The following is an 11,070-nucleotide window of genomic DNA, read 5'->3' as shown; positions in this document are numbered from 1 at the left end:
TTTAAAAGCTGGACCCCTCGCTTTTTATATGGCTCTAACTCTTCCTTGTAATACAACTCGCAGAGGTGGTAAGCATCAATGGCATCTGTCTTTACTTTCCTTAAACTCGAACTTTTCGCCTTGTAGGAAATCAATGGGTTAATAATGATTAATAAATAACCACGTTCCTCTAAATATTGGACTACGGATGTTTGATAGTGTCCAGTAGCTTCAAGAATAACTGGAGGTTTTAGACCGGATTCTTTTTGTACTACCTCTAAAAACTCTACAAGTGAATCAAGCCCCTGAAGTGTATGAGCTACTTTAAAGCTCTTACGGAAGGGTTTGCCTTTATCGACAAAAGCTTGAACCTGACTTTCCCCCTTAGAAATATCCAGGCCAACGACTGGATTCATTCATAACCATCTCCTAATCTTTTATTTTGCCGGTACCCCTTATTTTCCTTGCAGTGTCACAGCTTCGCTTGTTATACGAGATCTATGTCCCAACCAGCCTCAATCATGTTTCTACAAGTAGGGGGCAAACTGTTTTGTTGACGGGATTCAGATCCCACGGGCAGTTACGTTTTACCCCGGCTACCGTTATAATAAGACCATATAGAAAAAGGTCAACCAGAAATATTTTCTTTTCTGGATGACCTTATAATACGAACGGGGCAGGATAGGTGAGGAACGAAATGTAATAAAAAAAAGGTTGGTGATAGAATGATTAATAACATTGAAGACTTTAATCAAATATTGTTAAGTAAAAGAAATACAGGAAATATCACTTGTGAGTTTAAAAATATACAACTTGCCTCAGATAAAATTACTAAGGATCAATTTTTGAATGAGATTGGTTTTAAGCCCATTGAAATTAAGGAAAACTGGAAGAAAGTTGATAAAAACGAAGCTCAAAGAATCCTTGAATATATCTTGTCTTTTGATATGGCTTATGACACTGAATTAGATGCAAAACCTGAGGCAAAAACATTAAGTAGTTATTTTTTAAGTATATTTCATAGGAAAGCTGCATTTTTTACTAATGGATATTTTGAAGAAGATGCAGGATCCTATCGACTTAGAGGGTGGACACCAATAACAGATTCTACTTTCGATACAGGAATTTTGGCGATAGATAAATATAAGATTGGTATACTTTGGGCTGAAGATACCGACTAATACCTATTGAACTACCATGAAAATTAAATTCTGTAACTTCAGGAAAGTGGCCATACTTAAATCCTAAACGTCTCTTTTTAATAAATGTTCTTATTTCTGCTGTGTTTACGACAGGTGTTCTTTCATCGATTTACGCCTCAATGCTAGTCCCAAGTGATTATGCCCAGGCCGCATTGATGTCTTCTGGAATTATAAATGGAATTGCGATCTACTTGAAAAGTTATTCTTTGACAATGGTTAGTTCCAAATTGGTTGGAACGATAGCTGCCCAGTTAATTTTTATTCCTGCTGCGTACTATGTCGCTTGGTTCGCTGAGTGGATAAACAAACGGGGCAGGTGTGCGGCCGAGCCTAGGTCGTATCATATAGCGGGTGGGATTCCCGCCGAGTAAGAACTAGCCATTCACTCGTAGCGAGTCTTGGAGGGCTAAAGGTAACTTTAGTCTTTAAGCGTAGACAGTTAGGTGACGGGCCGAAAGCCAAATGGTTGAAGGGATTGAGCTCCATATAGTAAATCGGGAAGGCTGATGCCTTACCTGCGTGCAGAAAGCAACATTTTATCCTTCGTAAAAGGCAAGAAGGGTAAAGCTTCCCTGGAGTCAGAGACCTTGGCACGTTACACATTGATATGATACGGCAACTCGGGAGACCCTACCGGTCTTTTCTTTTCTTTTGAAGAGTATGGTCTACAAGCGATAACAAGCAAGGAAACCAAATGCCGATGGTAGGGAGTCGGATAGCAGCGTAGTACCAATGAAGTTGGGTAATGCCTATGGAGGGAAGGCTAGCTACCAGTTATCACCCTTACTAGGGACACATTTACTACACACAGAGGTAGGAATAATAAATGGAAACAAAACTACTAAGGATAGCAGAATTAGCAAGATCTGAGCCTAAAATGAAGTTTACCTCTCTTGCACATTTACTGAATGAGCAATCTTTAACTCAGTGTCATCATGAATTACCTAATAAAAAGGCAACTGGTATTAACGGAACGACAAAAGAACAATACAGTGACAGCCTGGAAGAAAACATAGCAGATTTAGTAAGTAGGCTTAAAAGCAAAAGTTATCGTCCTGTTCCTGTAAGACGAATGTATATACCAAAGCTCAATTCAAACAAGATGAGACCATTGGGAATACCGGAACATGAAGATAAAATTGTTCAAAAGGGCATTACGAAAATACTAAATGCCATCTATGAAAATGACTTTCTAGACTGCTCATTTGGGTTCCGTCCAAATAGAAACTGCCACGATGCGCTGAAAATACTGAATCAATATATTGAGAAGAGAGCAGTAAGCTATGTAGTCGATGTAGATATTAAAGGATTCTTTGATAACGTTGACCACAAATGGATGATGGAATTCTTGAAACTCCGAATCACTGACCCAAACCTACTGAGAATAATCAGCAGGTTTCTTAAAGGTGGATACATGGAGGAAGGTAAGAAATACAAGACAGACAATGGCACTCCGCAAGGTGGAGTGATATCTCCTATATTAGCCAATGTCTATCTCCATTATGTGCTTGATCTATGGTTTGAGAAAGTGGTTAGAAAACAATGTAAAGGCCAGGCATTTATAGTAAGATACGCAGATGATTTTGTATGTTGTTTTCAGAATAAAAGCGAAGCGCATCAATTCTTCCATTCATTAAAAGCGAGGTTAAAGAAATTTAACCTGGAAATAGCTGAGGATAAAACGAAAATAATTCCCTTCGGACGGTTTGCGGAAAAGAATGCAAAACGTGACGGGACTGGGAAACCAGACACCTTTGATTTCCTCGGATTTACACACTATTGTGGGATAAGTAAACACGGGAAGTTCCGAGTAAAGCGGAAAACAAGCAGAAGGAAAGTCCAAGGCAAACTAAGAGAAACGAAAGAATGGCTGAAGAATAATAGAAATAAAGATATTCATATGATTATGGATAGATTTAAACGCTCACTAATAGGTTATTACAACTATTATGGCATCACAGATAATACCCAAACTGTTAATAACTTCAAAGCGAAAATTGAGTACTTACTGTTTAAGTGGCTAAACAGAAGAAGCCAAAGGAAATCCTTTACTTGGGATAAATTCAGGCTCTTTCTTAATAAATATCCACTACCTTCACCAAGAATCAAAGTGAATATCTATGACTTGAGAAAAGAAATTAGCTACATTCTGTGAACGGTAATTTGGAGGAGCCGTGTGCGTTAATAGCGCAAGCACGGTTCTGTGAGGGGGGAGGAGTACAATTTACCGAAAGGTAGAAAGGCTCCCTTCTACTCGACTCCTCAATGTAACCGTCGGTACCCCACCAACATACAGGGGAGCCGGTTCCAGTCTTTATTTCTGGACCCGGCATTCGAAGAGACCGAGTCTTGCAATATAATGTACTAGGGTGGGCTTCCATAGCCACTGTCATTTAACGTGAAGCATTTTTGTAAGGATTTTGCATGGACTAATAGGAAAAGTGAAAGCAAGGTAATTAACGAACCTAAGCCGATAAAATTTTAGTGGTAGTGTACCTGTGTAATAATTTATAGAATAAAAAAGGACATGCATCTTAGCCTCACTGAGATGCATGTCCTTCTTATTTCCAATGAACTTCAGGAAATTAATCTGCAAGGCTTCCCGTAATTAAAGGTAGGAACCCTTAATCCATTATCAAGACAAGTGGTTGTCCTCAAATTTTTTTAAACCTGTCTCCTATCATTAATACATATACTCTGCAGTTGTTTTTTACTTTGCTGATTATCCGGGAACGATAAGAGGACAACAGCTGTAACGATAAAGAATCCGCCTAATAGTTGAGTAGTGCCAAACCCTACGTTTAACCACAGGATAGAGACCATTGCAGCAACTAGGGGTTCGATACTGGATAATAAACTTGTTTCCGTGGCGCTTAAATACTTGAGACTGCCAATATAGAGAATAAAAGAAACTGTGCCGCTGATAATCACAAGAAGCATCATCGAAAATGTATGAATTGTTAAGGTTTGCGCCAATTGTACAACGCTAAAACCAGGATTGAATATTAACAGGACAATGCCGCCAATTAACATACCCCAACCAATGATGACCGAGGTTCCCCACTCCTTGATCAATGAAATAGGATGGAGTGTGTAGAAAGTAAAACCAAGTGTAGTTAGTAGTCCAAGAATAATGGCCCTTTTCGATAATATGACAGTTTCCATTGAGCCATTTGTAATTAGGAGAACGGTTCCAACTAAGGCTGCAATTACAGCTAGGAATTGCATTATTGTTGGCAGTTTTCTTGTTTGCCATGCTACATAAATGGTAATGAAAACTGGACCAAGAAATTGGAATAATACTGCTGTGACTGCATTACTTACACGGATGGTTTCTATAAAAGCGTACTGGGCGCCAAGCATACCTAACACACCAAAAATCATGAGTTGAAACCAAGAGCGACGATGCTTCCAAATGCCAAAAATGTTTTTTTGAGTGAGATACAACAGCCCCAAAGTGATGATTCCAGCCATAATTAATCGCACAACAAGGAAATTATTCAGAGTTAATTCGCTGCTTTGAAAAAGCCACTGGATCATTGGTCCGGAGAGACCCCATAATGTTGCTCCACTAATTATCATCAAAAGTCCGACATATCGGGATGTTTTCATGATGATTGCCTCCCTACTAATAGTTTTTTAATTGTAATTAATAGAAATGTTTCTATAGTTGTATTATAATAAAGAACTGACCTTGTTTATAGGGTCAGTTTTTGTAATTGCCAGGGGGTCAGATGAATGTTTGAATTAACACCAAAATTTGATTCGTATAGTAAAGAACCTCAATATGTACAGTTGTATAATTATATTAAGCAAGAGATTGATAAAGGGAGGCTTAAGCCAAATACTAAGCTGCCTTCCAAACGAAAACTTTCTCGGTATCTAAAGGTGAGCCAAAACACTATAGAGGCAGCGTACGACCAGCTTGTTGCCGAAGGATATATCGAGGGAATCCCACGAAAAGGGTATTTTGTTTGTGAAATTGAGCCAACATTTTCTAGTGCTGAAAAAAATACCGGTTATATCCAGGAAAAAATCTTAAAAGGCGACGTCACCTTCGATTTCACTCATACTGGAGTTGATTACCATACATTTCCTTTTGCTGTTTTTCGAAAAATAGCAAATGATGTATTAAGGGATGAGAGTAAACAACTGCTGTCGATTGGGCATCCTCAGGGAGACTACGAACTCCGTGAAGAAATTGCCTCTTATCTGTACGAATCCCGTGGCGTCCGGACATCGCCGAGCCAGATAATCATTGGGTCAGGAACACCAACTCTAATACGACTTTTGTTTAAGCTATTAAAGGGAAGCTTGTATGCTGTTGAAGACCCCGGATACCATAAAAGACTTATAACCTTCGAAAAAGGACCTGATAGTGTGAAGGGAATTCAGCTTGATGATGAAGGAATCATCATAACCAGCTTAAAGGAAAGTGGCGCTAATATAGCTTTTGTTACGCCGTCGCACCAATTTCCTTGTGGAATGATAATGCCGATATCAAGGCGTAAGCAGTTATTGAGTTGGGCGAAGGAAAAAAAGGGACGATACATCGTCGAGGATGATTATGACAGTGAATTTCGTTATTCAGGCAAACCTATCCCTGCATTACAAAGCCTGGATTCCGATGAAAAAGTAATCTATATGGGTACATTTTCTAAAGCGTTGCTGCCGTCCCTGCGCATGGCTTATATTGTCCTTCCCAAACCGTTAATGGAAAAGTACCATGAACATTATTTTCACTTCGTTCAGTCTGTGTCTCGTCTTGACCAAGAGATCATAAAAAGATTTATGCAGGAAGGCAGCTGGAAAAAACATATTAACAAAATGCGAATTGTTTACAATAAAAAAAGAGATGCACTCATCACTGCGCTTTCGAATCATTTCCCAAATTCAATTGAAATCATCGGCCAGGATTCTGGATTGCATCTATTAGTCCGCACGAATAACGGTATGATGGAAAAAGAGCTTATTGAACAGGCTGCTAAATATGATATCAAAGTTTATCCTGTATCAGATTATGGTCTAAGTGACTATCAAACCATTCTATTGGGTTTTGCAGTATTATCTGAGGAAGAGATCTATTCGGGAGTTCACTTGTTGGCGAAAGCCTGGGGTGGGTAGCACCCCAAAAATGCTGTGAGATTTACTGCGCTGGAGGAACAAACCAAATATTGCTTAAGTAACAAAAGATAGAGTAATGTAGTTTAACCAATCATAAATTACTTACCCTCGAAAATACCTACATCAACATAAAGGTTTTTTCGATGAATCCCCTTATGATGAAATACACAGGATTAGAATATACCGCCGCTCCGTTCAATGGCTGGTATATGGGAACAGAAATCAGGAGCGCGCATTCTTGCGGACGACTCACGCTATAATTTGCTGCCTTAGATTGCTGAGAGGATGGGGCTTAATACAGCCAAGAAAAAGATAGGTCATTGGTTGAATTGTTGCGAGCGTCCTGAATTCATTTAATGAAAAAAAGGTTTCCATTGTTGACCACCATACCGCAGCTGCACAGTTCAAGCAATTTGAGGACAGGGAGAAAGCGAGCGACCGAAATCTTACAGGTGATTGGACGTGGCTTATTCCACCTATTTCTCCGGCCACCTCCCATATCTTCCATAATGATTATAAAAATGAAATTATTAAGCCAAATTATTTTTTTCAGGACCGGCACTATTAAAAGTACAGACCACCAATTGAATTTTTGTGGGTCTGTTTTATTTTGTGTTAACTATTCGAAAAATGGATATTACAATTAATAGCCCAATAAATGATAATATCAAATATATATATAAATGACATTGAAGCATTATCATGAAGTATAGATTTATTGCACCAATCCATTATTCAGTTTTAAACAAGGGAATTTTGCCTTGGAAGAATGTAAGGATAACCAATAATAATAAATACATTGAAAATCTAATGGATACCACAGATATATATGAATATATAGGAGTTGTTGGATATCAGGAGTTAAAAGAAAGTACATATGTTTATGCTGAAGGTGATTTTTCAAGCTTAAATGAGATGTATGGAGAAGAAAAATCACCTATAAATTATGCGTTTACCTTTCTGAGAGAAACAGACCGATTTTTAACTGATTTATGGCGTATTGAAGATCATAGTTTATATGTACGGATGTTATTTACACCTATACGGTTCCGACCCCAAAGATGGAATAGTGCATAGGGCATCTATTTCTTCAGTTTATTCTACAGGGGAAGGGTTCCAGAAAGAAAGTGTTTTTGCAAAAGCTCAAATCTTACAGGCTAGAGAACAATTTAATGGTTATTACACAGCTGGAGCACAAAAGTTAATAGACGGGGACAAATCCCCTTCAACTAACCCTTTTAATAAAGAATTAACTAGAATAGGGCGTTCAATGGCATTCATTAAAATAGCAAGGGGTGAATCTGTTCTCCCTTTAAAAATATTTAACTACTGTACAGCATTAGAATGCCTATTTACCAACGATAATTCCGAAGTTAGCCACCAGGTAGCTGAACGAGCAGCACTCTTACTTGGTTCAAATACAGAAAAAGAAAATTTACTATGAACAAATCAAAAAAGCATATGGCGTTCGATTTAAGTTAACACATGGGCAAGCAATTTCTACGAATAATGATGAATATAGAATGTAGAGCATAAGAAATGCTATCAATGCATTTTGTTTTTATATTAGTGTAGGGATGGGATCAATCGAACAATTTCATTTATATGAAAATGTTTCGTAAAAAACCGATAAATTTTCATATAAATGTTATAATGTTTATAAAAATGAAATTAGGAGGTGAAGTAATGAATATAGGAATGGAAATAAAGAAACTGAGGACTGAAAAGGGAATGACTTTGAAAGAGTTAAGTGAAAAAAGCGAACTATCTGTTGGATTTCTTTCTCAATTAGAAAGGGGGCTTACAACTATTGCTGTTGATTCTCTTGAAAAACTAGCTGATATTTTGGAAGTACATTTAACACACTTTTTTGATTATCCACTAAAAAGGAAAGACATCGTTTTAAGAAGTTATCAACAAGAATTAATAAATTCGGTAGAAGGAGGATTTATTAAGTATAGTTTAAGTACGAATTTGGAAAATAAACAACTTGTTCCGAGATTAATAGAAATTCTTCCTCAAAAAAAAGATGAAGAAATATTATCCTATAAGCATGAGGGGGAAGAGTTTATTTATGTTTTAGAGGGGATATTGACTGTTTACGTAAATGATATGAGATATGAAGTATATCCTGGTGACAGTGTTCATATAAACTCAAATGTTGCCCACAATTGGGTTAATTATACTAATAAAAAGGTCAAGCTAATAGCTGTTAATACACCTAATTATATCTACAATAATTAGGTTTAAAATAAATTAGTAAAGACACTATGTTATTCAAAATTAATTGAAAGTGATATTTACAATGGATAAATTAATTTTATATCTAATCGGATCTTTTTTTGTAATAGGAGCTATTGATTATATTACTGGAAATCATTTAAAACTGGGTGTGAAATTTGAAGAAGGCATAAAGACCATGGGGGCTTTAGGGCTTGGCATGATTGGAATAATTTCTTTAGTGCCTATATTTACAAATTTTTTATCGGCTGCGATTATTCCGATTTGTGAAGTTTTTCATCTAGATCCTTCTATAGTTCCTGCAGCATTTTTGGCTGTAGATATGGGGGGCTATCAAATGGCTAATAAGCTGGCTTTGACAGAGGAAATGGGGGCATTCTCAGGAATTATCATTGCATCCACTTTAGGAGCCACAATTAGTTTTTCAATACCTGTCGCATTAGGAATGCTTTCTAAAGAGGATGAAAAATATTTTGCTAAGGGTGTGTTGATTGGAATTATTACTATACCAATTGGATGTCTTGCAGCAGGATTATGGCAAAAAGTAAATACCAATGTATTAGCGTTGAATATGGTACCAATATTTGTTTTTACCATTATTTTAGGGGTAGGATTATTAAAAATCCCTCTTGTTTTTATAAAAGCTTTTAATATATTTGGAAAGCTAATAGTGAGTTTGAGTACTGTTGGACTACTTTTACAAGGTATAGATGTGATATTTGGTCTAAGGCTTGTATCAGGATTAGCACCATTATATGAATCTACTGTTATAGTAGTCAAAATCGCATTTGTTTTAGGTGGAGCATATCCAATGCTAGCACTATTAAATCGAATTTTTAAAAAGAGTTTTGAAAAAACAGGAGAGAAGCTTGGACTTAATTCGGTGTCAGTAGCAGGCATTCTAGGGAGTTTAGCCAGTAATCTGTTGATATTTGCCACATATAAGGAAATGAATCCTAAAGGAAAAGTGGTATGTACCGCCTTTGGAGTAAGTGGAGCATTTGTATTTGGTGGTCAACTTGGATTTGTGTCAGGAGTAGCACCAAATATGATAGGAGCATTTATAATATCAAAGCTTACTGCCGGAATAATTAGTATAGTACTGGCAGTATGGCTGTATGACCGTGAAAGTAGAAAACTTGGTCTTAAGGAAAATGGGGGGTATTTGTAATGAATATCAGGGATAGGATTGAAAAGTTAAGACAACTAGAAGAGTTTAAACCACCGTCGAAAAGTATCTATATGGATGTTATAAATCAACCCGTTCAGCAGGGTGCTGGGGGATTATTCTGGGCTGTACTGAAATCCCTTTGCTATAAATCAGGATGATACAACTATCTCTATATTTAATACTACTCATATTCATGCAAAACATGTTGTTGACTAGGCATTTAATCTATACGAAGTATTTTTATAGACTAAAGGTGAAGAGAAGCATCTTCACCCTTTTAGTAACCCTTTATAAGATCGTTTGCCAAGCATATTTACTAAAAGCACACCGGATAGCGCTATTATTCCTCCGATAATTGAAACTGTAGTAGGTAGCTCATTTAGCCAAATCCAAGCTACGAATATAGCAATTGCTGGTTCTAAATACATCATACTGCTAACAGAACTTGCACTTCCCAAGGATAACGCGATTGCCCATGTCACATAAGCAATGGCGGCTGGAAAAACCCCAACATACAGTGTAGACAGATGTGCCTCTAGAGTTGCGTTATGGATCGATGTAGTTAAGCCAGGTAGAAAATAGAAAAAAGGAAGAGTACCTCCCCATGTAAAATAAGCGGTCAATTCAATAGGATTGTATCTAGTTAATAATTTTTTTTGAAAAACAAAAAACAATGATGTTGCTACTGCAGAAATTAGTATTAGCAGAGATCCTTTCGTGATGTTCAGAGATGATCCTGATGAACCAATAGTAATACAAAGAATACCAATAAATCCAATACCAAGACCAATCCAGCCCAGTAAACTTAGTCGTTCCTTTAAAACGATAATGGCAATAATTGCTGTGAAAATAGGTGCAGAGCCAATAAGCATACCTGCTGCCCCTGCGGAGACAGTTTGTTCGCCGAAGGTTACTCCAATATGGTAGACGCTAATACCAACCCAACTAAGGATAAGTATACTAAGTACATCTTTCTTTTTTGGTAATTGAAATTTGACCTTAGGCCAAAGAGCATAAAGGAGAAATGCCCCCGATGCAATTAGGTATCGTACTAAAACTAAATGCCCAGCCTCATAGCCACCATGTAAACTAGCACGAATGGCAGCAAAAGTAGAACCCCAAATAATGATTGTGAAAAATGCCATAAGGGAAGCTTTAATATTCATTTACAAAGGCTCCTTTCCCTAGTGCGATTGTTTGTGGTTTTTCTATTACGATATAAGTTACCTTTTGAAAAAGAATGTTAAGGCTTTTATTTTATAGATTTTTAAGGATTGTATAATAATTTTTTGCGTATTAGAAAATTATAAGGGATTTACAAATAATCAACAAGAACAAGTTTCCATAGATACT

Annotated in this window: 11 protein-coding genes and 2 pseudogenes; 10 read left to right on the top strand and 3 right to left on the bottom strand. The window is 37.0% G+C overall.

Features of this window, described 5'->3' with window-relative positions; genetic code table 11:
* Nucleotides 1-395, bottom strand: a 395-nt coding sequence (locus tag FS736_RS22560; protein ID WP_144481373.1) for an IS110 family transposase, incomplete at its 3' end; no start/stop codon positions are given.
* A gap of 309 nt (nt 396-704) precedes the next feature.
* Here FS736_RS22560 and FS736_RS22555 point away from each other — a divergent pair.
* The 3 genes and pseudogenes from FS736_RS22555 to ltrA all read left to right on the top strand — a co-directional run bounded on the left by FS736_RS22555 (nt 705) and on the right by ltrA (nt 3,336).
* The gene (locus FS736_RS22555) at nt 705-1,160 is read left to right on the top strand and encodes a hypothetical protein (protein WP_144481372.1); all 456 of its coding nucleotides are present in this window, start codon (nt 705-707) and stop codon (nt 1,158-1,160) included.
* A 74-nt stretch (nt 1,161-1,234) separates the two neighbouring features.
* A pseudogene (locus FS736_RS22550) lies at nt 1,235-1,552 on the top strand (lipid II flippase family protein); the annotation flags it as partial.
* A 455-nt stretch (nt 1,553-2,007) separates the two neighbouring features.
* On the top strand, nt 2,008-3,336 hold the full coding sequence (gene ltrA, locus FS736_RS22545) for a group II intron reverse transcriptase/maturase (RefSeq protein ID WP_144481371.1): 1,329 nt from the start codon (nt 2,008-2,010) through the stop codon (nt 3,334-3,336).
* Nucleotides 3,337-3,845: 509 nt separating this feature from the next.
* On the opposite strand, the gene FS736_RS22540 is transcribed toward ltrA, so the two are convergent.
* Nucleotides 3,846-4,793: a DMT family transporter gene (locus FS736_RS22540; protein WP_144481370.1), complete on the bottom strand. Its 948-nt coding sequence runs from the start codon at nt 4,791-4,793 to the stop codon at nt 3,846-3,848.
* Nucleotides 4,794-4,919: 126 nt separating this feature from the next.
* Between FS736_RS22540 and pdxR the strand changes: the two genes are divergently transcribed.
* From pdxR to FS736_RS24520, 7 genes and pseudogenes are all read left to right on the top strand, one after another.
* The gene (gene pdxR, locus FS736_RS22535; protein WP_144481369.1) at nt 4,920-6,305 is read left to right on the top strand and encodes a MocR-like pyridoxine biosynthesis transcription factor PdxR; all 1,386 of its coding nucleotides are present in this window, start codon (nt 4,920-4,922) and stop codon (nt 6,303-6,305) included.
* Between the two features lie 152 nt (nt 6,306-6,457).
* A pseudogene (locus FS736_RS22530) lies at nt 6,458-6,873 on the top strand (nitric oxide synthase oxygenase); the annotation flags it as partial.
* Between the two features lie 134 nt (nt 6,874-7,007).
* Nucleotides 7,008-7,382 carry a hypothetical protein gene (locus FS736_RS22525; protein WP_144481368.1) on the top strand — a complete coding sequence of 125 codons (375 nt, stop codon included), beginning with the start codon at nt 7,008-7,010 and terminating at the stop codon, nt 7,380-7,382.
* Complete coding sequence (locus tag FS736_RS22520) at nt 7,375-7,749, top strand: hypothetical protein (RefSeq protein WP_144481367.1); 375 nt, start codon at nt 7,375-7,377, stop codon at nt 7,747-7,749. The genes FS736_RS22525 and FS736_RS22520 overlap by 8 nt, the downstream gene beginning before the upstream one ends.
* 242 nt (nt 7,750-7,991) lie before the next feature.
* The gene (locus tag FS736_RS22515) at nt 7,992-8,549 is read left to right on the top strand and encodes a helix-turn-helix domain-containing protein (RefSeq protein WP_144481366.1); all 558 of its coding nucleotides are present in this window, start codon (nt 7,992-7,994) and stop codon (nt 8,547-8,549) included.
* A 61-nt stretch (nt 8,550-8,610) separates the two neighbouring features.
* Nucleotides 8,611-9,717, top strand: a complete 1,107-nt coding sequence (gene eutH, locus FS736_RS22510; protein ID WP_144481365.1) for an ethanolamine utilization protein EutH — start codon at nt 8,611-8,613, stop codon at nt 9,715-9,717.
* On the top strand, nt 9,717-9,875 hold the full coding sequence (locus FS736_RS24520) for a hypothetical protein (RefSeq protein WP_186326891.1): 159 nt from the start codon (nt 9,717-9,719) through the stop codon (nt 9,873-9,875). The genes eutH and FS736_RS24520 overlap by 1 nt, the downstream gene beginning before the upstream one ends.
* A gap of 111 nt (nt 9,876-9,986) precedes the next feature.
* Here FS736_RS24520 and FS736_RS22505 read toward each other — a convergent pair whose 3' ends face one another.
* Nucleotides 9,987-10,883, bottom strand: coding sequence for a DMT family transporter (locus tag FS736_RS22505; RefSeq protein WP_144481364.1), 897 nt, complete (start codon nt 10,881-10,883; stop codon nt 9,987-9,989).
* Between the last annotated feature and the right edge of the window lie 187 nt (nt 10,884-11,070).

It is taken from the genome of Cytobacillus oceanisediminis 2691 (assembly GCF_007678455.1).
Classification (GTDB): domain Bacteria; phylum Bacillota; class Bacilli; order Bacillales; family Cytobacillaceae; genus Mesobacillus; species Mesobacillus oceanisediminis_A.
This window is presented reverse-complemented; position numbering and strand designations above follow the sequence as displayed.

What these genes read in the sequence shown, in the direction of transcription:
- FS736_RS22555 (WP_144481372.1), top strand. Translation starts at nt 705, where the DNA reads ATGATTAATAACATTGAAGACTTTAATCAAATATTGTTAAGTAAAAGA.
- ltrA (WP_144481371.1), top strand. Translation starts at nt 2,008, where the DNA reads ATGGAAACAAAACTACTAAGGATAGCAGAATTAGCAAGATCTGAGCCT.
- FS736_RS22540 (WP_144481370.1), bottom strand. Translation starts at nt 4,793, where the DNA reads ATGAAAACATCCCGATATGTCGGACTTTTGATGATAATTAGTGGAGCA.
- pdxR (WP_144481369.1), top strand. Translation starts at nt 4,920, where the DNA reads ATGTTTGAATTAACACCAAAATTTGATTCGTATAGTAAAGAACCTCAA.
- FS736_RS22525 (WP_144481368.1), top strand. Translation starts at nt 7,008, where the DNA reads ATGAAGTATAGATTTATTGCACCAATCCATTATTCAGTTTTAAACAAG.
- FS736_RS22515 (WP_144481366.1), top strand. Translation starts at nt 7,992, where the DNA reads ATGAATATAGGAATGGAAATAAAGAAACTGAGGACTGAAAAGGGAATG.
- eutH (WP_144481365.1), top strand. Translation starts at nt 8,611, where the DNA reads ATGGATAAATTAATTTTATATCTAATCGGATCTTTTTTTGTAATAGGA.
- FS736_RS24520 (WP_186326891.1), top strand. Translation starts at nt 9,717, where the DNA reads ATGAATATCAGGGATAGGATTGAAAAGTTAAGACAACTAGAAGAGTTT.
- FS736_RS22505 (WP_144481364.1), bottom strand. Translation starts at nt 10,883, where the DNA reads ATGAATATTAAAGCTTCCCTTATGGCATTTTTCACAATCATTATTTGG.